Source organism: Streptomyces sp. CA-210063 (genome assembly GCF_024612015.1).
In the GTDB taxonomy this organism is placed as follows: Bacteria; Actinomycetota; Actinomycetes; order Streptomycetales; family Streptomycetaceae; genus Streptomyces.
Map to the genome: position 1 here is coordinate 3,763,506 of NZ_CP102512.1, position 22,334 is coordinate 3,785,839.

The following is a 22,334-nucleotide window of genomic DNA, read 5'->3' on the forward strand; positions in this document are numbered from 1 at the left end:
CACACCGACACACATCGACCACCAACCCCGTCCACCCATTTAGTTAAGAGCAGATTTCCTAGGCGGTACCTACGGAATTCAGTGACGGCTACGCCTTTTCCCCGGGGTACCGGCCGAAGAGATCCGGAGCCCCGGGGAAAAGGCCGTACACCGGCCTTTCAGGTCATTCGGGGGGACCGCCCGGCGTCGCCCCGCGCGCGGACAGCCGCAGCATCACCGGTCCGGCGAGCCCGGCCACACCGCCCGCGATCAGGACGCCCAGCAGGACCCAGCGGACGAGCCCGAGCACGTCCGAGGGGGTGAGCCCGCCCGACGAGGCGATGTTCTGCTTGGTCAGGTCCGACGGGGCGGCGGAGGGCCGGCTGGTGTCCGAGGCGTCCGGGTCGGCCGCCGGATCGGTCGAACCGCCGGCCGCGGCGCCGGACGTGTCCCCGCCCGTCCCGCCGGCCGTCGCCCCGGCGTCGCCGCCGCCCGACGTGCCGCCGCTGCCCGGCGTGTCCTGCGGGGAGGTCGGGCCGGTGGACTCCGGCGCGCCCTTCTCCAGCTGGTCGGCGGCCCGCACCGCCTGCTCGCGCATCGCCGTGGGCAGGGGGGCGTACCCGTGGGGCAGCTGCCCCTTGTCGGTGCCCTGGGTCTGGCCCGCGCCGGCCGCGTAGCGGATCGCCCGCGCGTAGTCCTTGCGGGCGTCGTCGGCCAGCTCCACCGAGGCGGCCGCGTACACCACCGTGGTCAGCGGGTAGGCGCCGTCCTTCGCCCTTCCGGGGTCCGGCGCCTTCACGCCGGCGACCGGCGAGTCGGGCATCTGCGCGACCGCCTCGAGCAGGGAGGCGTTGGTCGGCTCGACGAAGTCGCCGTCGGCGTCGGCCAGGGCGGCGGCCTTGAGCTGGTAGCGCACGGCCGAGGGGGCGTCGACGATGCCGTACTGCCGCTGCTGGGTGACGGTCGGGCGGGACCCGCCGCCCAGCTTCCAGATGTTGTTGTCGCCCTGGACGCACATGAAGGCGCTGCCGATGTCACCGCGGCGGATGTTCACCGCGGCGGCGTGCATGTCGTTGGCGTACGGCACCATGTCCTGCCCGGTGCGGGACAGCTCCACCGTCTCGGTGCAGGCCAGTTCGGTGGGCGTGAGGTCGGCCTTGGGGTAGTAGTCCAGGGAGTCGGAGATGACCCCCTCCTTCTTGTATTCCGGGTTGACCTTCATTCCCCAGGGGTCGGTTTTCCCCTGGATGAATTCCCGGGCGTCACGGTTCGCCAGAATATATTTCCACACCAGCCGGGTCGCGTCGGAATTGGCCGAGGAGACGGCGAGGCCGATGGGCGAGTTCGATTCCGCGTCCAGGCCGTCCAGGCCCGGATTGAGTTTCTGGAACTCGGGGTCCTGGCCGATGGCCCGCGGGTTACCGGCGATGCGGTCGGGAACGCTCTCCCGGGTCGGCACCAGGGAGTCGGCGTAGGACTGGGTGAGCACCTTGGCCAGCAGGCGCTGGTTGAGCCTGAGTTCCCTCACGGGCACGTCGGCCCGCTCGGCGCCCTGCCCCGTCGGCTTCGGGTACATCCAGACGAAGCCGATCGTCAGGCCGCTCACCGCCACCGGGGCGTGCACCACCGGCGGCGAGCCCTCGGGGGCCTGGGCGGGTTCCAGGGTGAGGCCGAGTCCCGACGACGAGTCCGCGGGGGAGGTCGCCGCCTCCCGGGCCGCCTGCTCGCTGTTCTGGCTGAAGGTGAACCGGTGGGTGCCGGTCCTGCACAGCTCGCTCTGCCAGGACGTGACCGCGTCGGTGGCGAGTTCGGAGCCGACGATCTCCCGCTCCGGCTTGTCCGCGTCGCAGCCGTCCTCGACCGGCTGGAAGTCGAGCCGGAAGGCGATCCGCTGCTCCCAGTTCGACCGGCTCAGCGAGGACGAGGTGAGGTTTCCGCTGTTGCCACCGGACCCGTTGGGTTCATGGGCGCCGCGCGGCACGACCACCAGCCAGCACGGCTGTACCGCGCCCGACGGGGTGAGGCGGGCGCCGCAGCCCAGAGCGGGCTGTTCCAGGGACGACTTGACCTCGAAGGCCACATCGCCGCCACCGTTTCCGTCATGGGGCAGGAACGGGATGCCGTTGGTGTCGCCGGCGGTGAAGTACGTCGCGTCGCTCGGGCTCGTGGTGGCGTCGCCCTGCCCCGCCACCGGCCGGAACGGCACATAGTGGGTGCCGTTCCGATCGGTCGGGGTCCCGGTCTCCTCCTCCAGCGGGTCGGCGCTGCCTGCGGGCTTCACGGCCACCGTGCGGTTGCCTCCCGCCTGCGCGCCCGGGGTGAACCCGTACTCGCACTGCGTCCGGTCCGGCCCGGCGGCGTCGTCCCCCCAGCACTGCATGAGCGACAGGAAGTTGCGCCCCTCGGTGCCGGTGCGCGGCGTACCGCCCTTCCAGGTCACCCGTACCGCCTGCCCGGTCAGGCCCTTCGTCTGATGGACGGTGACCTCCAGTGCGGAGAAGTCGTCGTGGACGCCCTTCGTCCCCTTCTTGGTCACCGCCGAGCCCGTCACCGCCGAGCCCGTCACCGCCGAGTCGGCGGCGGCCGCGCGTGCCGCGTCGGCGCCCTGCGACAGCGGCAACAGGGCCACGACGAGGGCGGCGAGCAGGGCTCCCACGCCCGCGGACACCCGCCGCCGGCCCAGGGACGCCCCCGCCACAGGTATGCGTGCCTTCGGCCGTCTCATGACATCTCTCCCTTACGGCGGGTGCGTGCCGCGAGGACCCGCGCGGTGAGCGGTGGCCCGATGACCACCGCGACGAGGAGCACGGCCGACAGCGACATCAGGGCGCCGCGCATGCCGAAGGCGTCGCCCGAGGCGAGGCTGACCGGGTTCGCGGCCACCGAGGTGTCGCCGGTGCCCGTGTCGCCGGCGCTGATCACCTCACCGGTGTCGGGGTCGACGGTGCCGCCCGTCGTCCCGGCGGCCGTCGATCCGCCGGTGGCGGTGTCGGCCTGACCGTCGCCGTCCGTGTCGGTGCCGCCGGTACCGCCCGTGGCGCCCGACCCGCCCGTGGCGGCGCCGCCCCCTGAGCCGGAGCCGCCGGAGTTCCCGTCGCCGCCGTTCGCGCCCGGCTTCACCGGGGTCTTCTCCTCCGAGGCACCGGCCGTGCCGTCACTGCACTGCGTGGTGCCCTTCTTGTCGCAGGCCTTGGGGTACGGGGCGTTCTTGGCCAGCGTGTTGGTGCCGTCCGACGAGAAGGTGGGGTTGCGGCAGTTGTTGATGTTGATCGACGCCTTGGGCGCGCCCGGCACCTTGCGGAGCTGCTCGAAGCCCGCCTCGACGAGGTTCTTGGGCAGCGGCGAGTAGCCGAGCCGCTCCGCGTGCTGCTGACCGTCGCACAGGAAGTACCGGCCGAACGTGCCGAGGGAGTTGCCCTTGGCCTCGGTGAAGTTGGCCTCCGCCTTGGTCGGCAGGATCATGTAGCTGTAGCTGGACAGCGGGTAGGTGCGGGGGTCGTTGTTGCGGTAGACGTTGTCGAGGATCTGCGTCAGATAGTTGACCGACTTCTTGTTCCGGTTGATCTCGGCCCTGGTCAGCGCGACCGCCACGCTCGACGCCGTCGGCTCGACGTAGTAGTTGTTCCGGTTGAGCACCTTGGCCACGGGGAAGCCGGTCTTCTCGGCGTAGGAGTACTCGACGTAGGTGATGGCGCCCTCGCCCGACGGCTGGCGCACATGGCCGGACACGCCGAGGGAGCCGGCCTTGGAGACCATCCCGGAGCCGCTCAGCAGCGGGTAGTTGGAGGTCATGCCGCAGCCCGCGCCGCGCCCCGTGCGCTTGCAGTAGTCGTTCCAGAGGGCCGCCTGCTCCTTGGCCATCCACATGGTGAACTGGGCGCTCGTACCCGACCCGTCGGACCGTACGACCGGGACGATCTGGCGGGCCGGCATGGTCAGGCCCGGGTTGTCGGCCCGGATGGCGGCGTCGTTCCAGCGGGTGATCCGCCCGGTGAAGATCTTGGCGATGACGTCACCGGAGAGCCGGAGGTTGGTGACCTTCTTGCCGTTGATCTTGAGGTTGTACATGAAGGACGTGCCGCCGGCCACGATCGGCATATAGGCGTAGCCGCGCTGGGGCGGCGCGTCCGTGACGCCCTGTTCCTTGAGGCCGTAGGGGATCTCGGAGACCGCGAAGTCGACGACGTTGTTCTTGAACTGCTCGCGGCCCTGCGAGGAGCCGTTGTCCGTGAAGTTGACCGTCATGTCGAAGTTGGCCTTGACGTTGCGGACCCACTGGGTGACGGCGTTGGCGCTCCACGTCGAGCCGGAGCCGGTGATCTTCGCGTAGGAGGCCGCGTGGGCGGGTGACGTCTGGGCGGCGACAAGCGCGCAGAGCAGTGACAGCACGGTGGCCGCCAGACGGAAGCGAGTGGCGGGTTTCACGGCGAACTCCTGTGTCCTGTACGGGAGGTGGCGGGCGGAGTGGCGGACTCCGAGGGCTCGAAGGGCGCGGCCGGAGCGGTGGCCGGTGCCGCCTTCGCCGAGCGCTCGGCGAACCGGCGGGCGTCGCGCCGGGAGGCGACCACACGCCGGTGCTCCTGGCGGCGGGTCAGCTGCCCCGGGCCTCGGCCGCCGATGACGCGGGCGACCACGAAGAGCAGCAGGACGAGCGCCATGAGCAGGGCGGCCGTGCCGAAGCCGCGGGAGATCATGTGGGGCTCGGGCGACTTGACGAAGTTGAAGGTCGCGAGCGGCAGGGAGACCATGCCGCCGTTCAGCGGATTGAGGTTGAGCTCCTGCGTGGTGATCGTGGTCAGCAGGACCGGGGAGGTCTCGCCGATACCGCGGGCGGTGCCGAGGATCACCGAGGTGGTCAGGCCCGAGCGGCAGGTGGGCAGCACCACGTGCCAGACCGTGCGCCAGCGCGAGGTGCCCATGGCGTACGCGGCTTCGCGCAGGGTGCCGGGCACCAGGCGGATGACGACGTCGGCGGCGCGGATGGTGATCGGCAGCATCATCACCGAGAGCGCCAGCCCGGCGGCGAAGCCGGAGAGTTCCATCCCCAGGCCGATGATCACGGTCGCGTAGATGAACAGCCCGGCGACGATCGAGGGCAGCGCGGTCATCGCCTCGACGATGGTGCGCACGAAGCGCGCGAAGGGGCCCGGCACCTCGTTGAGGAACACCGCGCAGACCAGACCGACCGGCACGGTGATCACCAGCGCGATGGTGATCATGATCAGGGTGCCGACGGCCGCGTGCAGGGCACCGCCCACGCTGAGCGGCTCCAGTGGCCCCGCGAACCGCATGTCCTCGGTGAAGAAGTTCAGATGGACCAACGCCTCGCGGCCCTCGACGAGCGCGTACGCCACGACGAAGACGAGGATCGCCACCAGCAGGAAGCCCATCGAGCGCACCACGGCCGCCGCGATCCGGTCGACGATGGCGGGCCCGTCCTCGTCGAAGGACACGACCAGCGCGTACACCAGGAGGAAGAGGCCGTACGCCATCGCGACGAAGCCGACGACGCCGTTGAACGGCAGCAGCCAGGAGAAGAGCAGCCAGGTCAGCGCGAGCGCGGACGCGGCCGAGCCGACGGTGGCGTACACATCGGTGCCGCGCAGCGAGGTGAGCGTGCGGCGGCGCTCGCCGCCGGGTTCCGCGCCGCGCGGCGGTCCCGGCAGCGTCGTACGCGGACGCGCCGCACGCGTCTTTCGCGCGCCGGGCGCTTCGGGGGCAACGGTCATGATCGCTCTTTCGTCGGTCGGTACGGACGGCCGGGCGTCGGAAGCGGGGACAGGAGCGGGATCGGGGAAGGAGGCGGGATCGGGGACGGAGGCCGGATCGGGATGGGGAGCCTCACGCGTCACTCGTCGCGCCGGAGCGGGAACGGGCCACGATGGAGGAGGCGGCGAAGTTGACGATCAGGGTCATCGTGAACAGCACGAAGCCCGCGGCCATCAGCGCGGACATGCCGAACTCACTGGCCTCGCCGTAGTTCAGGGCGATCAGGGAGGAGACCGAGCTGGCGCCGGACTGCAGGACGTGCCACTGGATCTCGAAGGTCATCGAGATGATCATGAAGACGGCGATGGTCTCGCCGAGGGCGCGGCCGAGACCGAGCATCGTGCCGCCGATCATGCCGCCCCTGCCGAAGGGCAGCACCACGCTGCGGATCATGCCCCAGCGGGTCGCGCCGAGCGCGTACGCGCCCTCCCGTTCACCGGCCGGGGCCTGGGAGAAGACCTCGCGCATGATCGAGCAGATGATCGGCGAGATCATCATGCCGACGACCAGTCCGGCGATGAAGGTGGAGGAGGTGTAGATGCTCTCGGGTGCGAGCGGGTCGTTCGGGTCGGCGCCCTGGACGTCGAGCACCGGGATCCAGCCGAGGTAGGTGGAGATCCAGCGGGCGGTCGGCAGGATCTTGTCCTGGAGGAAGAACACGCCCCACAGGCCGTAGACGACGGACGGCACCGCGGCCATCAGGTCGACGACGCTGATCAGCGTCCGGCGCAGCCGGGGCGGGGCGTACTCGGAGATGTACAGGGCGGCGCCCGTCGCGAGCGGCACGGCCACACAGACCGCGACGCACGCGATCAGGACGGTGCCGACCAGGACGCCCGCGATGCCGACCTGTCCCGTGTTGGGCGCCCATGCGGCGTCGGTCAGGAAGGACCAGCCGACCCGGTCGATCGCCAGCCCCGCCCGGTACAGCAGGAAGCCGCCGACCAGCAGCATGATGGCGAGGACCGCACCGCCGCCGCCGCGCAGCACCCCCCGGAAGATCCGGTCCGGCAGGCCGGAGTCGGCGTGCAGCCGCCGGGGGAAGTCGGCGGCCACGGCCGGCGGGAGCCCGGTGCCGGACCCGGGCTCCCCGGCGACGGCGAGTCGCGGCTGTCTCTGCTCGACGAGCGGCGGCTGTCCCTGTCCGGGAAGCCGCGGCCGTCTTTTCGTGAACCACACACCCTCGACGCTCAGGTCACATCATTGACATGTCCATCACAAGAGGTGAACGAGGGGTTGCCCGGGGACAACTTCGACTACCCGTCAGTAGCCATCAGGACTCACCCCACAACTCGGGGTCCCCGGGATCGAGCGTGGCGAGCAGCGCGCGGAACCGCTCGTACGAAGCCCGGCAGGTCGCATGCCGCTCATACGTCCGCGCGGACGTCGCCACGGACCGCCCACCGCCGTCCCACACGAACCACACCCAGCCACTGCCCTCAGCCGTGTGCTGGATGCCACCCCCCAACGTCGCGTGCAGCCCGCAGACCCGCATGAACGCGGCACGACACCGCGCATGCGACTCATGCACCGCCGGCGATACGGCCACGGAGCGCCCGTTCGACGCCACGAGCCGCCATCCGAATCTCCCCCGGGCGTCGATGTCGATCTGACAGCGCATACCCACGGTAACGGCTGGTCTCGCCGCTCCTCCTGACTGTGCCATGTCACGCCCCACCCCCACGCCCCGACGACAGAGCCGCAGGCCCGTCCCTCCGGGAGCGGGCCACAGGCGCAGACCCCGCGGGCGGCCCAGTACGGCGCCCTCAATCTACTGAGGCAGCGATGACCGTCCCCGGACAAACCGATCACGCCAGGTCACCCTTCACGCCGAAGTGGTCCCTTGGACACCCCTAGGACAAGAAGACGCACTACCCGACCGAGGGCGGCCCGCACCGGCGTACTGACCGACAGTTCAGCCGCACGGGCCGCCGGAGAGCGCGACAAACATCCACGTCCAGGCCGCGCCCCACCCAAAGGCCCCCGGACCGGTCACCCCACCGCGACAAGGATCACCAGCAGCACGGCCCCGGCCACCGCCGGCCCCACGATCTCCCAGGCCCACCGCACACTCGGCTCCCCCTGCGACCCGGCCGCCTTGGCCCGCGCCTCGCACAGCTCCCGCAGATCGACCATGACCTGATCGGTCTCCGCCCGCACGGGCCGCGCGTCCACGGACGTACGGCCGCCGCCGTCCCCCTTGGCCGCCCGCTGAGCCTCCCGGGCCTGATGCCGAGCCGCCTTCTTCCGAGCCCGCAGCGAAACGGGAATCGCCCAGAGCTGGTACTTGACGCCGCCCGAGTCGATGACCTCATTGCTGTAACCCGACCGCAGCGACACGACACTCGCCCACGGCAGCTCGATCACCCGAAACGGATTCCGCACCCGCAACCGATCATCATTGGCGAACACAGCCGGCCGCACGGAAAAGGCGACGACAACCGGCACCGCCACCAACAGCGAGGCCAACGCCAGCCAAGGCGTAAGCCCGTCCCCCGACACCACCGCGTCCCCACCGAGCCACCCGAACAGCCCCAGCAACAACACGCCACCCACCACCCCGGCGGGCGACCGGTACACCCGGTCCTTGTACACGGGCTTGGCAGGCGCCGGGGCCGCGGGCGCGGACGCGCGCTCCGACTCGGACGACGATCGATCCGGGTTGCTCATACGTCCGATTCTGCCCGACACCCGGCACCTGTTCGCAGCCGAGGTCGCGCCCCGAAGGGGCGCGGGGAACTGTGCGAGCAGCCACACACCACCCGCACCCGCCCGATCACCGCACTCCCCGAGCTCATGGGCGCCCCACATTCATACCGAGGGCTGTACACCTGCTACGCGCGTAGATATGCTCGTCTGGTGACCATGTCCACAGCTGCACCCCACGCTCTCGCCGACGTCACCGCGTCCGACAGCACGCTGCGCCGCTTCCTGCACGGCCTGCCCGGCGTCGACCCGGTCGGCCTGGAGGCGCGCGCCGCCTCCCTCGGCACCCGCTCCATCAAGACGACCGCCAAGGCGTACGCCATCGACCTGGCCATCTCCATGGTCGATCTGACGACCCTGGAAGGCGCGGACACCCCGGGCAAGGTCCGGTCCCTCGGCGCCAAGGCGGTCCTCCCCGACCCGACCGACCGGACGACCCCCGCCACGGCCGCGGTCTGTGTCTATCCCGACATGGTGCCCGCCGCGAAGGCCGCCGTCGCCGGCTCCACGGTCAAGGTCGCCTCCGTCGCCACCGCCTTCCCGGCCGGCCGCGCCCCCCTCACCGTCAAGCTGGCCGACGTCCGCGAGGCCGTCACCGCCGGCGCCGACGAGATCGACATGGTCATCGACCGGGGCGCGTTCCTCGCGGGCGACTACCTGAAGGTGCACGACGAGATCGTCGCCGTGAAGGAAGCCTGCGGGACCACGGCACGCCTGAAGGTCATCTTCGAAACGGGCGAACTGTCGACCTACGACAACATCCGCCGCGCCAGCTGGCTCGGCATGCTCGCCGGCGCCGACTTCATCAAGACGTCCACCGGCAAGGTCGCGGTGAACGCCACCCCCGCCAACACCCTCCTCATGCTGGAAGCCGTACGGGACTTCCGTGCCCAGACCGGCGTCCAGGTCGGCGTGAAGCCCGCCGGCGGCATCCGCACCACCAAGGACGCGATCAAGTTCCTCGTCCTGGTCAACGAGACCGTCGGCGAGGACTGGCTGGACAACCACTGGTTCCGCTTCGGCGCGTCCTCGCTCCTCAACGACCTGCTGATGCAGCGCCAGAAGCTGGCCACCGGCCGCTACTCCGGCCCCGACTACGTTACGGTGGACTGACCCATGGCATTCGAGTACGCTCCCGCGCCCGAGTCGCGCGCGATCGTCGACATCGCCCCGTCGTACGGCCTCTTCATCGACGGAGAGTTCGTCGAAAGCTCGGGTGGGGATCTCAACAAGACGGTCAGTCCGGCCACCGAGGAAGTGCTCTCCGAGTACGCCCAGGGCAACGCGGAGGATGTCGACCGGGCGGTCAGGGCCGCCCGGAAGGCCTTCGAGAAGTGGTCGGCGCTGCCCGGCTCCGAGCGCGCCAAGTACCTCTTCCGCATTGCCCGCATCATCCAGGAGCGCAGCCGCGAGCTTGCCGTCCTGGAGACGCTGGACAACGGCAAGCCCATCAAGGAGACGCGGGACGTCGACCTACCCCTGGTCGCCGCGCACTTCTTCTACTACGCCGGCTGGGCCGACAAGCTCGCCCACGCCGGATTCGGCGCCGATCCCAAGCCTCTCGGCGTCGCCGGCCAGGTCGTCCCCTGGAACTTCCCGCTCTTGATGCTGGCGTGGAAGATCGCCCCCGCGCTCGCCACGGGCAACACGGTCGTCCTGAAGCCCGCGGAGACCACTCCCCTCTCGGCGTTGTTCTTCGCGGACATCTGCCGCCAGGCCGGCCTCCCCAAGGGCGTCGTCAACATCGTGACCGGCGACGGCCGGACCGGCGCCGCCCTCGTCGCACACCCCGACATCAACAAGGTCGCCTTCACCGGCTCCACGGCCGTCGGCAAGGAGATCGCGAAGACGGTCGCGGGCACCCGCAAGAAGCTCACCCTCGAACTCGGCGGCAAGGGCGCGAACATCGTCTTCGACGACGCCCCGATCGACCAGGCCGTCGAGGGCATCGTGAACGGCATCTTCTTCAACCAGGGCCAGGTCTGCTGCGCCGGCAGCCGCCTCCTGGTCCAGGAGTCGATCCAGGACGAACTCCTCGCCTCCCTGAAGCGCCGCCTGTCCACCCTCCGCCTCGGCGACCCGCTGGACAAGAACACGGACATCGGCGCGATCAACTCCGAGGAGCAGCTCACCCGCATCACCTCGCTCGTCGAGCGCGGCGAGTCGGAGGGCGCCGAACGCTGGTCCCCCGCCTGCGAACTCCCGTCCTCCGGCTACTGGTTCGCCCCGACGCTCTTCACGAACGTCACCCAGGCGCACACCATCGCGAGGGACGAGATCTTCGGCCCGGTCCTCTCCGTCCTCACCTTCCGCACCCCGGACGAGGCCGTCGCCAAGGCCAACAACACCCAGTACGGCCTCTCGGCGGGCATCTGGACCGAGAAGGGCTCCCGGATCCTGGCCGTCGCGAACAAGCTCCGCGCCGGCGTCGTCTGGTCCAACACGTTCAACAAGTTCGACCCGACCTCGCCGTTCGGCGGCTACAAGGAGTCGGGCTTCGGCCGCGAGGGCGGCCGCCACGGCCTGGAGGCGTACCTCGATGTCTGACCGCCTGTCTGTTTTCAAGACCTACAAGCTGTACGTCGGCGGGAAGTTCCCGCGTTCCGAGAGCGGCCGGGTGTACGAGGTGACGGACTCAAAGGGCAAGTGGCTGGCGAACGCCCCGCTCTCCTCCCGCAAGGACGCCCGTGACGCGGTCGTCGCCGCCCGCAAGGCGTTCGGCGGCTGGTCCGGCGCGACGGCGTACAACCGCGGCCAGGTCCTCTACCGCGTCGCGGAGATGCTGGAGGGCCGCAAGGGGCAGTTCGTCCACGAGGTCGCCGACGCCGAGGGCCTGTCGAAGTCGAAGGCCGCTGCCCAGGTGGAGGCGACGATCGACCGCTGGGTCTGGTACGCGGGCTGGACCGACAAGATCGCCCAGGTGGTCGGCGGCGGAAACCCGGTCGCGGGCCCGTACTTCAACCTCTCCTCCCCCGAACCGACGGGCGTGGTAGCGGTCCTGGCCCCCCAGGAGTCGTCCTTCCTGGGCCTGGTCTCGGTCCTCGCCCCGGTGATCGCCACGGGCAACACGGCGGTCGTGGTGGCGAGCGAGAAGTCCCCGCTCCCCGCACTGTCGCTGGGCGAGGTCCTGGCCACCTCCGATGTCCCCGGCGGTGTCGTCAACATCCTCTCCGGCCGTACGGCGGAGATCGCGGCCCCCCTCGCCGCCCACCAGGACGTCAACGCGATCGACCTGGCCGGCGCGGACGACGTCCTGGCGAAGGAACTGGAGATCGCCGCGGCCGACAACCTCAAGCGCGTCCTGCGTCCACAGCCTGTGGACGACTGGACGGCCACGCCCGGCACCGACCGTATGACGGCGTTCCTCGAGATGAAGACGGTGTGGCACCCGACGGGGTCGCTGGGGGCGTCCGGGTCGGCGTACTGAACCAGAGCGTCGTGGAACTGCGGGCCGCCGGGACGGTGCAGACCGTCCGCGGCTGGTCGCGCAGTTCCCCGCCCCCTTACGGGGCGCTCAGCGCAAGCCCCCCACCACCTGACCCACCACCGGAATGCTCCCGACCGACGGCGCCTGCGCCACCGGTCGCGTCAGCGCCGTCGACGTCAGCGGCCTGAAGTCGGCCAGCTGCGTCCCCACCCCGTTGTCGAGGGGGTCGACGCCCGTGCCCGCGAGCGGGTTGGGCTTGAGGCCGGCGACCGGGCCGGTGACGTAGCCGACGGTGGCGGTCAGCGCCTGGAGGCCCGCCTGCGGGTCGATCTTGCCGAGCGAGGCGGGCCGGGTGCGCACCACGTCGACGAGCGGGGCGGCCCCGTCCGACGCCGCAGCCGTACCGGCGCCCGCGCCGAGCGCGACCCCCACGGTCGTGACGGCCAGCAACGCGCGCCGGGCGGTGGAGTCCTGGGGAGCCGAAAGTCGAGCCATCAGCGGTGCCACCTTCTCCTGTGCGTTTCCACTGCGGAAAGTAATCATGGAGATACGTACGGTAGTTGAGGTGTGATGTGCGCTCCAAGGGCGACCCGCCGACTCGGCGAGAGCCGCGTGATGCCTCACACTGGACTCTCGTGAGTTCGCATCCCCCGATACCGACCCGGGTCGTCCTGCTGTCCGGTCCGTCCGGCTCAGGCAAGTCCCTCCTCGCCGCCCGCTCCGGCCTGCCCGTGCTGCGGCTCGACGACTTCTACAAGGAGGGCGACGACCCGACGCTGCCGCAGGTGGAGGGCAGTGCGGACATCGACTGGGACCACCCGCTGTCGTGGGACGCGGACGTCGCCGTCGCGGCGATCGAGGAACTGTGCCGCACGGGCCGTACGACGGTCCCGACGTACGACATCTCGCTCAGCGCGCGCACCGGCGCGGAGGCCCTGCGTATCGAGCGGACCCCGGTGTTCATCGCCGAAGGCATCTTCGCCGCCGAGATCGTCGGCCGCTGCCGTGAACTCGGTGTCCTCGCGGACGCCCTGTGCCTGACGCGCGGGCCGGTGAAGACCTTCCGCCGCCGCTTCCTGCGTGACTTGAAGGAGGGCCGCAAGTCGGTGCCGTTCCTGCTGCGGCGCGGCTGGCGGCTGATGCGTCTGGAGCGCTCGATCGTGGCCCGCCAGACGGAGTTGGGCGCCCACCCCTGCGACAGGGACGAGGCGCTGGGGCGTCTCGCGGCGGCGGCCGCGGGCCACTGCGCGAAGGCGACGGCCTGAACACACACGTAGAGCGGGACTGGACGGACCCCCCGGCCCTCCAGTCCCGCTTCCCCCGTGTTCCCCCGACGTGATCCCCCGTGACCCCCGCCGGTTTCCCCCGTGTTCCCCCCGGTTGTCACGGCGGCGCTCCCCCGCGCCACCGCGATCTCCCCGTTTCCCCCGTGCTCCCCCCGCTTACCTGCTCCCCCCACAGACCTTCAGGCGACAAGCTCCCCGAAGGACTCCTCCTCGTCACGGCCGAAGCTGAGGACCTCGTCCTCGCGCAGCCGGCGGAGCGACCGCCAGATGCTGGACTTCACCGTGCCGACACTGATGTCGAGGATGTCCGCGATCTCCGGGTCGGTGCGGCCCTCGTAGTAACGGAGGACCAGCATCGTGCGCTGGAGTTCGGGGAGCCGGGCGAGCGCCTGCCACAGGACGGCGCGCAGTTCGGTGCCGCGCATCGCGTCCGTGTCACCGGCGGTCTCCGGCAGTTCCTCGGTCGGGTACTCGTTCAGCTTGCGGCGACGCCACGCGCTGATGTGCAGGTTGGTCATGGTGCGGCGGAGGTAGCCCCCGACCGCGGCCTTGTCACTGATCCGGTCCCACGCCCGGTAGGTCGAGAACAGCGCGCTCTGCAGCAGGTCCTCGGCCTCGAAGCGGTCTCCGGTCAGGTGGTAGGCGGTTGCGTACAGGGAGGCACGACGCTCCTGGACGTAGGCGGTGAACTCCGCCTCCGACACAGACCGGCGTTCCCCCGTGCCCTCCCCGTACGCGGTCCCCGTTCCCCCGTGGGTGACCCCCGTGACCCCCGTGTTGCTTCCCCCCACATGCGCGTCAACCACCGACATGTACGTGGTGTGCTGACGCCCGGTGCCGCGAGCGCACCCCCGCCCGCTCACGGCACCGGACTTCTCCGTGTTCCGGATGACGTCGTGGAGCCGCGTGACAACTGCGCTAGTGCTGGTGCTGTGCAGCGTGTTCATCTCGCGCCCCCCGTCGTGGAGTTCCGGTTGTGGTGCTGTGCCGTGGTGCTCGTCCGTGCTTCTCCGGCTCCGCCCCTTCGTGCTGTCGGGCGGTGTTTCCTTGCCTGTGCCGAAAAGATTGCCCGCCCACCTTCATGGCCGTGTCCGCCGACTGTCACAGACCTGTCACAGGGGTCCGGCCCAGTCCGGGCACAGGTTGATCACAGAGAAGAGTCGTACGGCTACGCGAACGGCACGATCTTGTGGGAGAGATGGGTGGGAGGCCCCCAACAGTCGATTCGGCGCCATGCCATGGGCCAGAATGAGCCCGTGCCTTCCCTGTTGCTGATCGAGGACGACGACGCCATCCGCACGGCCCTGGAGCTCTCACTGACGCGCCAGGGGCACCGTGTCGCCACCGCCGCCACCGGCGAGGATGGTCTCAAGCTGCTGCGCGAACAGCGGCCGGATCTGATCGTTTTGGACGTGATGCTGCCTGGCATCGACGGCTTCGAGGTGTGCCGGCGCATCCGGCGCACCGACCAGCTGCCGATCATCCTGCTCACCGCGCGCAGCGACGACATCGACGTCGTGGTGGGCCTGGAGTCCGGTGCGGACGACTACGTGGTCAAGCCCGTGCAGGGGCGCGTCCTGGACGCCCGTATCCGCGCCGTGCTGCGGCGCGGTGAGCGTGAGGCCAACGACGCGGCGACCTTCGGCAGCCTGGTGATCGACCGCGCGGCGATGACCGTGACGAAGAACGGCGAGGACCTCCAGCTGACGCCCACCGAGCTGCGGCTGCTCCTGGAGCTGAGCCGCCGCCCCGGACAGGCCCTGTCCCGGCAGCAGTTGCTGCGTCTGGTGTGGGAGCACGACTACCTGGGCGACTCCCGCCTGGTGGACGCGTGTGTGCAGCGGCTGCGCGCCAAGGTCGAGGACGTACCGTCGTCGCCGACCCTGATCCGTACGGTGCGTGGTGTCGGCTACCGGCTGGACACTCCTCAGTGACCAACGCTCGAGGGGGGAACCGCGGCTGGTCCGCGGCTCGCAGGAAAGTGCAGTCCCGGATCCGTTTCACCAGCCTGCGGCTGCGTCTGGTGGTCGTCTTCGGCCTGGTGGCGCTCACCGCGGCCGTGTCGGCGTCCGGTATCGCGTACTGGCTCAACCGCGAGGCCGTGCAGACGCGCGCGCAGGACGCGGCGCTCAACGACTTCGAGCGGGAGATGCAGAGCCATGTGAGCACGCTGCGCCCGAACCCGACGCAGGATCAACTGCGCATAGCCGCGCGGAAGATGGCGGAGGGCGGCGAGCGTTCCAGCGTGCTGCTCGTCGCCGAGGGCGCCGACGGCGAGGCGGTGTCCGGTGCCTCGACCGACAACGCGCTGGACGGCTTCTCGCTGGAGGACGTGCCCGCTTCCCTGCAGAAGGCCGTGAACAAGCGGCAGAAGCTCACCTCGGGCAACCGGCACGCGTACCACGTGTACTGGCAGCGGGTCATCGACGGCGACACCCCGTATCTGGTGGGCGGCGCCAAGATGATCGGCGGCGGGCCGACCGGCTACATCCGCAAGTCCCTCGCGGAGGAGGCGAAGGACCTCAACTCGCTGGCCTGGTCGCTCGGTATCGCGACGGGTCTGTCGCTCATCGGCTCGGCCCTGCTCGCGCAGGCCGCCGCGACGACCGTGCTGAAGCCGGTGCAGCGCCTCGGTGTCGCCGCCCGGCGCCTCGGCGAGGGCAAGCTCGACACCCGGCTGCGGGTCTCCGGCACGGACGAACTGGCCGATCTCTCCCGGACGTTCAACCTCGCGGCGGAGTCCCTGGAGAAGAGGGTCGACGACATGAGCGCCCGCGAGGAGGCGTCCCGCCGCTTCGTCGCCGACATGTCCCATGAACTCCGTACGCCGCTGACGGCGATCACCGCTGTCACGGAGGTGCTGGAGGAGGAGCTGGACGCCGACACGGGCAGCCTCGATCCCATGATCGAACCGGCCGTACGGCTCGTCGTCAGCGAGACCCGGCGCCTCAACGACCTGGTCGAGAACCTGATGGAGGTCACCCGCTTCGACGCGGGCACGGCCCGCCTCGTCCTCGACGACGTGGACATAGCCGACCAGATCACCGCCTGCATCGACGCCCGCGCCTGGCTGGACGCGGTGGAGCTGGAAGCCGAGCGCGGCATGATGGCCAACCTCGACCCGCGCCGCCTGGACGTGATCATGGCGAACCTGATCGGCAACGCGCTCAAGCACGGCGGTTCGCCGGTGCGTGTCTCGGTGCGGGAGGAGAGCAACGACCTGCTGATCGAGGTGCGGGACCACGGCCCCGGCATCCCCGAGGACGTCCTCCCACACGTCTTCGACCGCTTCTACAAGGCGAGCGCCTCCCGCCCGCGCTCCGAGGGCAGCGGCCTCGGCCTGTCCATCGCCCTGGAGAACGCCCACATCCACGGCGGCGAGATCACCGCCGCCAACTCCCCGAAGGGCGGCGCGGTCTTCACCCTCCGTCTGCCCCGTGACGCCGCCTCACTGATCGCGGAGGAACGGGACGACGACCAGGGCGACGACGGCCCGGCGGGCATCGAAGGGGACGGGCAGTGACGATACGAGACGCGCGAGGGCGAGACGCGGGAAGACAGGGCGTGCGAGTGCCGGCCGTACGCGTACGGGGCTCACGCGTGCGAGGCGTACGGGTGCTGGCCGCGACCGGGGTGCTCGCCGGACTGCTCGCCGGCTGCGGCATCCGGGCCACGCAGGTGCCGACGGACTTCGGCCCGGCGCCCTCGATGGTGCCGTGCGAGCTGTCGGTGACGGACATCGCGACGCAGGCGACCCCGTCCATGCCGGTCGAGGTGTTCCTGCTCTGCTCCGGGGCGCTCGTGCGGGTCAACCGCTCGGTGGAGGTGGCCGAGGGCACCGACGAGGCCACGCGGCGCGTCGTCGTCGCACAGGGCCTCCTGGACGCCCTGGCCGAAGACCTCTCCGATGTCGAGGACGAGGCCGGCTACGACACCGCCGTACCGTCCGGCCTCACGGTGACCGGCCCCCGCCCCGGCGACCCCGAGGACGCCCTCCGCCTGTCCATCGCCCCCGACTCCCTCCCCAAGTACGCCCTCGCCCAGATCGTCTGCACCTTCGCCGACTCGGCGGCCGCCGGCGACAACGGCTCGGTGGTCCTGGGCAGCAGCACCAGCGCCGAGTCCCTGAGGCGCTACGAGTGCGCCCCGGAGACCCAGTCGGACCCGGGGGCGGGAAACCCGCCGTCCACGGAGGTCGGGCGTACCTGACGGCGCCGGGCGACGCCCGCTGCGGGGCACACCGGGACGCCCGCTGCAGGGCTCACTGGGACGCCCACTGCGGGGCTCGGTGCAGAAGAGCCGGCGAGTGAGCCGAAGGGGCGCGCCTGTGTCGAGAGTGCGAGCGCGCGGCGGCCCCGACGAAGGAGGGGTCGAGCACGGTCGCGCTCTCGACACAGGCTTCTGCGCCCCGGAGGCGAACCGAGCCACAAAAAAGACAGCGGAACCGATCGTGCCGGGGGCCGCGTCTTGGGGGGCGTGCAGCCTCAAGGTACGAACGGCGGTAGCGCCGGGATCCGTGTCCGTGCGGCGGGGGGTGTCCTCCTCGCCGCACATCTCGCGGTCGTTGCCTGGATCACGCTGCGTCCACTGGACGTCACCTGGATGAGTCCCGCGAATCTGCGGCCCTTCGCGGGCATCAGAGCCGATGTGGCCCTCGGCTGGCCGGAGGCGGCCCGCCGGATCGGCGAGGGCCTCGCGCTGCTCGCCCCGCTGGGCGTCCTGCTGCCGATGACGCACGGCAGACTCGCCGTGTCGCCACTCGCCTCGCTGGCCCGGTCGGTCGCGGCCGGGGCGCTGCTGTCGCTGGCCATCGAACTGTTGCAGACCGGCGTGCCCGGTCAGGTCGTCGACATCGACTCGATCCTGCTGAACACGGTCGGCGTGGGCCTCGCCCATCTCGCGGTCGTACCGGTGGTCAGGTCGGCGCTCCGGCGCCGGGCCGAGACCCGGGTCCGGGCGGCCAGCCTGCGCCGTGAGGAGACGTCTCAGGGTCGGACCCCGACGATTCCCAGGGTCGGAATGGCTCCATAGAGGGACGCTTCGTCCGCTTCGTCACCGTAGCGTCGAAGGTGTGGAAAAGAGAGCGGCGGCCACAAGGAGGCCCCGCCCCCACCGTCGGCCCGCGGCCGACGTCCTACGCTGACGAAGGAGCCCTCATGAGCCGCCTTGCCCGCCCCACCGAAGGCCGGATGATCGGCGGAGTGTGCGCTGCGCTGGCACGGCGCTTCGGCACCTCCGCGACCACGATGCGCGTGATCTTCCTGGTGTCGTGTCTGCTTCCGGGCCCGCAGTTCCTGCTCTACATAGCCCTGTGGATCCTGTTCCCCTCGGAGGAGAAGGCTCGCACGGCCTGGTGACGCGCACACCTGACGTGCGTACCTGACGCACGCCGCTGACGCACACACCGATGGGGCGCACCCTTCAAGGGTGCGCCCCATACGGGCGGAGCTGGTGCGGTGCGGCTCAGGCGCCGCCACCGAGGGGCAGGCCGTTCACGCCGAGGCCTTTGCCAGGGAGGGTCTTGCCCACGGGGAGGCCGCCGAGCAGTCCGGCGACGGGGGCGGTCGGTCCCTCGGCGAGGGCACCCGCGGCGGCGGGCTGCGCGGCCTCCAGACCGGTGCCGAGCGCGCTCTGCCCCTGGGTGAGGGCGCCGGTGGCGGTCGGCAGCGCCTTCGTGACCTTCTCCACGGGCAGCGCTTGGGTGACGGTGCCGAGGGCCTGGGAGGCTTCGGGGACACTCGGCGCGCTCGGGGCGGCGTTCGCGGCGCCCGCGCCCGCAGCGGCGATGGCGGCGCCGACGACGGCGACACCGAGGGTCTTGGCAGCAGACTGCTTCATGTTGAATGCGTCCTTGGAATGCGTTTGACGGGTGGTGAGCGGTGCCGAAACGTAAACACCAAAGTCCCGCCGGAGGCAAACATCGAAAAGCGGCCGCGTCACCGCCGGCGTGACCGCTTCCCGAAGTCGCCGTTCAGCTCTGTTCGTTGACAGAACCGCTGGTGGAGGGCGTTTGCCGGAACAGCCATTCGGATTTCAACTCGGCATATCCCGGCTTGATCACGTCATTGATCATGGCCAGTCGTTCATCGAAAGGAATGAATGCTGACTTCATAGCATTGACCGAGAACCACTGCATGTCGTCGAGCGTGTAGCCGAAAGCCTCGACAAGGTGCTCGAATTCGCGGCTCATGCTCGTGTGGGACATCAGCCGGTTGTCGGTGTTCACGGTGGCCCGGAAGTGCAGTCGCCGCAGCAGCCCGATGGGGTGCTCGGCGTACGAACGGGCGGCGCCGGTCTGGAGGTTGGAGCTGGGGCACAGTTCCAGCGGGATGCGCTTGTCGCGGACGTAGGAGGCGAGGCGGCCGAGTTTCACGGAGCCGTCCTCGTGGACCTGGATGTCGTCGATGATGCGGACACCGTGGCCGAGCCGGTCGGCGCCGCACCACTGCAACGCCTGCCAGATGGAGGGGAGCCCGAAGGCCTCTCCGGCGTGGATGGTGAAGTGGTTGTTCTCGCGCTTGAGGAACTCGAAGGCGTCGAGGTGCCGGGTGGGCGGATAGCCGGCCTCGGCGCCGGCGATGTCGAAGCCGACCACGCCCAGGTCGCGGTAGCGGTTGGCGAGTTCGGCGATCTCCAGGGCGCGGGCCGCGTGCCGCATGGCGGTGAGCAGGGCGCCGACGCGGATACGGCGGCCGTCGGCCCTGGCCCGCCGTTCGCCCTCCCGGAAGCCCTCGTTGACGGCCTCGACGACCTTTTCGAGGCTGAGGCCGCCCTCGAGGTGCTGTTCGGGGGCGTAGCGGACCTCGGCGTAGACGACGCCGTCCGCGGCGAGGTCCTCGGCGCACTCGGCGGCGACCCGGAAGAGCGCGTCCCGGGTCTGCATGACACCGACGGTGTGGGAGAAGGTCTCCAGATACCGCTCCAGCGAACCGGAGTCGGCGGCCTCCCGGAACCAGCCGCCGAGCCGGTCGGGGTCGGCCTCCGGGAGCTGGGAGTACCCGCTGTCGCGGGCGAGTTCGACGATGGTTGCGGGGCGCAGCCCGCCGTCGAGATGGTCGTGCAGCAGAACCTTGGGCGCCCGGCGGATCTGGTCCGGAGCCGGGGTGCTACCGGTCGGGTCGGTCTGGTTCGTCATTTTGGCACGATAATGCCTACGCGCGTAGATCGCCTGTCGGGTGATCCCGTCGATACCCAACGGTGACCCACAGGACGAGTGGCGTACACCATCTCTTCTGACACTGTTCTGTCATGGCGCAGCAAGCAATGACGGTCCGCACGCCCCGCCTTGGGCGGACGATCGGCCCGGAGCCGAGCACGGTCAGCGGTGTCGTCCTGCTGCTCCCGGCCGGCGACGAGGCATCCACCCGCAGACCCTCCCCCATGATGGCCACTGCCTCCGTGCTCGCCCTCGGCCGCCGGCTCGCCCGCGCGGGCCGTGCGGAGGGGCTGGCCACGCATGTCGTGCACTACCGCTACCGGGGGTGGAACGGTACGGAGGCGCGGCTCGCGCGTGATGCCGAGTGGGCCTCGGACGAGGTGGTCCGGCGTTATGGGGACGTTCCGGTGTGTCTGGCCGGGCTTCACATGGGGGCGCGGGCCGCGCTCCACGCGGGTGGGCACGATGCCGTCAACTCCGTGCTGGCCCTCGCTCCCTGGCTGCCCGAGGAGGATGTGGCCGCGCCGCCCGAGCCGGTGAAACAGCTGTCGGGGCGGCGGGTGCTGATCGTGCACGGCACGAATGACGAACGGGTCGATCCCGAGTTGTCGTTCCGGTTCGCGGCGCGGGCGAAGAAGACGAACCCCGATATCTGCCGGTTCGAGGTGCATGCGGACCGGCATGGGTTGACGCAGTACCGGGAGGAGGTGCATGCGTTGGCTTCGGATTTCGTGATGGGGGCGTTGTTCGGCCGGGCGTTCTCCCGGCCTGTCGAGGACGCGCTTGCCGCGCCGCCGCCGTTGGGGTTGCGTATGCCGCTTGCCTCCGGCTTCGGTGTGGCTCGCCCGCAGAGGGGGGTCTGAGGTCGCGGCGCGGCCTCGGGTGGTGGAGGCTGGTCGCGCCCACGCGGCGGAGCCGCATATCGACACAGCCCCGCGCCCCCGGGGTCGACTGCCGCTCAACTCGGTAGCAAGTTGCCCCTTCTCGACAGCAGGAACTTCTTGAAGGCCGCCACCGGGGGTGTGTCCGGGTGGCCGTCCAGCCAGGCCACGCCGATTTCTCTGGCCGCTCTGGGGGCCGTGACCGTCAGTTCCACCACTCCTGGTCTCGGGACGGCCGGGGGCGGGAGGAGGGCCACGCCCAGGCCTGCCGCCACCAGGCCCCGTAGGGTCTCCGCCTCCTCGCCCTCGAAGGCGATACGGGGCTTGAAGCCGGCCTCCTTGCAGAGGTCGTCGGTGATGCGGCGCATGCCGTAGCCGGGTTCGAGGGTGACGAAGTTCTCGTCGGCGGCCTCGGCGAGGCGGACGCGTTTGCGGGCGGCCAGGCGGTGGTCGGCGGGGACGACCAGGCGGAGTTTCTGCTCGTCCAGACGGCGGGCCACCAGGTCGGGGGCGTCGGGGACCGGGGAGGTGAGGCAGAGGTCGAGCTCGCCCGCGCGTAGGCGTTCGAGCATGGCCTCGCCGTAGTTCTGGACGAGGCTGAAGCGGACACGGGGGTGCTCGGCGCGGAAGGCCTGGAGGAGGCCGGGGACGGTTTCGGCGCCCATGGTGTGCAGGAAGCCGAAGGCGACCTTGCCGGTGGCGGGGTCGGCGTCGGCACGGACCTCGTCGGCGGCGCGCTCGATCTCGGCGAGGGCGCGTTCGACGGAGGCGTGGAAGGTGCGTCCGGCGTGGGTGAGGGAGACCGTGCGGCCCCGGCGGGCGAACAGGTCGACGCCCAGATCCTGTTCGAGCCGGACCATCGCCCGCGACAGGGTCGACTGTGGGACCTGCATCTCGTGCGCGGCCCGGGTGACGTGCTCGGTGCGGGCGACGCCGGCGAAGTAGGCGAGGCGCGGGGCCAGGCGCAGGACGATGTCCTCGATCGCCTCCGGCTCATCGGTGGCATGGCCATCGATTTGTTTTGTGTCACTGGACGGTGACAGCTGCCGCCCTGACCTCTGCTCATGCGTCACAGGAACGATTATGGGGGTTCCATGCATTGGACGGATGAACGGCGGCGTACGTAGGTT

The 22,334-nt window shown here is 70.5% G+C and carries 21 protein-coding genes; 10 read left to right on the top strand and 11 right to left on the bottom strand.

Going from position 1 to position 22,334, the window contains the following annotated elements; translation table 11 throughout:
* Positions 1-163: 163 nt before the first annotated feature.
* From JIX56_RS16095 to JIX56_RS16120, 6 genes are all read right to left on the bottom strand, one after another.
* Positions 164-2,704, bottom strand: a complete 2,541-nt coding sequence (locus JIX56_RS16095; protein ID WP_257541320.1) for a hypothetical protein — start codon at positions 2,702-2,704, stop codon at positions 164-166.
* On the bottom strand, positions 2,701-4,404 hold the full coding sequence (pstS, locus tag JIX56_RS16100; protein ID WP_257541322.1) for a phosphate ABC transporter substrate-binding protein PstS: 1,704 nt from the start codon (positions 4,402-4,404) through the stop codon (positions 2,701-2,703). Before pstS ends, JIX56_RS16095 begins: the two co-directional genes overlap by 4 nt.
* Positions 4,401-5,708 carry a phosphate ABC transporter permease PstA gene (gene pstA / locus JIX56_RS16105; RefSeq protein ID WP_257541324.1) on the bottom strand — a complete coding sequence of 436 codons (1,308 nt, stop codon included), beginning with the start codon at positions 5,706-5,708 and terminating at the stop codon, positions 4,401-4,403. The genes pstS and pstA overlap by 4 nt, the downstream gene beginning before the upstream one ends.
* Positions 5,709-5,820: 112 nt before the next feature.
* Complete coding sequence (pstC, locus tag JIX56_RS16110) at positions 5,821-6,927, bottom strand: phosphate ABC transporter permease subunit PstC (RefSeq protein ID WP_257541326.1); 1,107 nt, start codon at positions 6,925-6,927, stop codon at positions 5,821-5,823.
* 94 nt (positions 6,928-7,021) lie between these two features.
* Positions 7,022-7,369, bottom strand: coding sequence for a hypothetical protein (locus tag JIX56_RS16115; RefSeq protein ID WP_257541328.1), 348 nt, complete (start codon positions 7,367-7,369; stop codon positions 7,022-7,024).
* A 371-nt stretch (positions 7,370-7,740) separates the two neighbouring features.
* Positions 7,741-8,418, bottom strand: coding sequence for a PH domain-containing protein (locus JIX56_RS16120; protein WP_257541330.1), 678 nt, complete (start codon positions 8,416-8,418; stop codon positions 7,741-7,743).
* 195 nt (positions 8,419-8,613) lie between these two features.
* On the opposite strand from JIX56_RS16120, the gene deoC reads away from it, so the two are divergent.
* Genes deoC through JIX56_RS16135 form a run of 3 tightly spaced genes read left to right on the top strand, consistent with a single transcriptional unit; the run spans position 8,614 to position 11,881 of the window.
* Positions 8,614-9,567, top strand: a complete 954-nt coding sequence (gene deoC / locus JIX56_RS16125) for a deoxyribose-phosphate aldolase (RefSeq protein ID WP_257550905.1) — start codon at positions 8,614-8,616, stop codon at positions 9,565-9,567.
* A 3-nt stretch (positions 9,568-9,570) separates the two neighbouring features.
* Positions 9,571-11,001, top strand: coding sequence for an aldehyde dehydrogenase family protein (locus tag JIX56_RS16130; protein ID WP_257541332.1), 1,431 nt, complete (start codon positions 9,571-9,573; stop codon positions 10,999-11,001).
* Entirely contained in the window at positions 10,994-11,881 is an 888-nt protein-coding gene (locus JIX56_RS16135) for an aldehyde dehydrogenase family protein (RefSeq protein WP_257541334.1), read from the top strand. Before JIX56_RS16130 ends, JIX56_RS16135 begins: the two co-directional genes overlap by 8 nt.
* Before the next feature lie 87 nt (positions 11,882-11,968).
* Here JIX56_RS16135 and JIX56_RS16140 read toward each other — a convergent pair whose 3' ends face one another.
* Positions 11,969-12,376 (bottom strand): hypothetical protein, encoded by a 408-nt coding sequence (locus JIX56_RS16140; protein WP_257541336.1) that lies wholly within the window; start codon positions 12,374-12,376, stop codon positions 11,969-11,971.
* Between the two features lie 140 nt (positions 12,377-12,516).
* On the opposite strand from JIX56_RS16140, the gene JIX56_RS16145 reads away from it, so the two are divergent.
* Positions 12,517-13,146, top strand: coding sequence for a uridine kinase family protein (locus tag JIX56_RS16145; protein WP_257541338.1), 630 nt, complete (start codon positions 12,517-12,519; stop codon positions 13,144-13,146).
* A 200-nt stretch (positions 13,147-13,346) separates the two neighbouring features.
* Here the strand turns inward: JIX56_RS16145 and JIX56_RS16150 are convergent, their stop codons facing one another.
* Complete coding sequence (locus tag JIX56_RS16150; protein ID WP_257541340.1) at positions 13,347-14,114, bottom strand: SigE family RNA polymerase sigma factor; 768 nt, start codon at positions 14,112-14,114, stop codon at positions 13,347-13,349.
* A gap of 309 nt (positions 14,115-14,423) precedes the next feature.
* Here JIX56_RS16150 and afsQ1 point away from each other — a divergent pair, with 309 nt between their 5' ends.
* The 5 genes from afsQ1 to JIX56_RS16175 all read left to right on the top strand — a co-directional run bounded on the left by afsQ1 (position 14,424) and on the right by JIX56_RS16175 (position 18,524).
* Complete coding sequence (afsQ1, locus tag JIX56_RS16155) at positions 14,424-15,101, top strand: two-component system response regulator AfsQ1 (protein WP_013001223.1); 678 nt, start codon at positions 14,424-14,426, stop codon at positions 15,099-15,101.
* A gap of 47 nt (positions 15,102-15,148) precedes the next feature.
* Positions 15,149-16,690: a sensor histidine kinase gene (locus tag JIX56_RS16160; protein WP_306819856.1), complete on the top strand. Its 1,542-nt coding sequence runs from the start codon at positions 15,149-15,151 to the stop codon at positions 16,688-16,690.
* Between the two features lie 41 nt (positions 16,691-16,731).
* Positions 16,732-17,376: a hypothetical protein gene (locus tag JIX56_RS16165; RefSeq protein WP_443031826.1), complete on the top strand. Its 645-nt coding sequence runs from the start codon at positions 16,732-16,734 to the stop codon at positions 17,374-17,376.
* Positions 17,377-17,643: 267 nt separating this feature from the next.
* The gene (locus JIX56_RS16170) at positions 17,644-18,198 is read left to right on the top strand and encodes a VanZ family protein (protein ID WP_257541344.1); all 555 of its coding nucleotides are present in this window, start codon (positions 17,644-17,646) and stop codon (positions 18,196-18,198) included.
* A 125-nt stretch (positions 18,199-18,323) separates the two neighbouring features.
* Positions 18,324-18,524, top strand: a complete 201-nt coding sequence (locus JIX56_RS16175) for a PspC domain-containing protein (protein ID WP_257541346.1) — start codon at positions 18,324-18,326, stop codon at positions 18,522-18,524.
* 106 nt (positions 18,525-18,630) lie between these two features.
* Here JIX56_RS16175 and JIX56_RS16180 read toward each other — a convergent pair whose 3' ends face one another.
* On the bottom strand, positions 18,631-19,005 hold the full coding sequence (locus JIX56_RS16180) for an ATP-binding protein (protein WP_257541348.1): 375 nt from the start codon (positions 19,003-19,005) through the stop codon (positions 18,631-18,633).
* A gap of 133 nt (positions 19,006-19,138) precedes the next feature.
* Positions 19,139-20,302, bottom strand: a complete 1,164-nt coding sequence (locus tag JIX56_RS16185; protein WP_257541350.1) for an adenosine deaminase — start codon at positions 20,300-20,302, stop codon at positions 19,139-19,141.
* 113 nt (positions 20,303-20,415) lie between these two features.
* Here JIX56_RS16185 and JIX56_RS16190 point away from each other — a divergent pair, with 113 nt between their 5' ends.
* A complete protein-coding gene (locus JIX56_RS16190; protein WP_257541352.1) occupies positions 20,416-21,186 on the top strand; it encodes a S9 family peptidase in 771 nt (256 codons plus the stop codon).
* A gap of 95 nt (positions 21,187-21,281) precedes the next feature.
* Here the strand turns inward: JIX56_RS16190 and JIX56_RS16195 are convergent, their stop codons facing one another.
* Positions 21,282-22,277 carry a LysR family transcriptional regulator gene (locus JIX56_RS16195; protein ID WP_257541353.1) on the bottom strand — a complete coding sequence of 332 codons (996 nt, stop codon included), beginning with the start codon at positions 22,275-22,277 and terminating at the stop codon, positions 21,282-21,284.
* Positions 22,278-22,334: the final 57 nt, after the last annotated feature.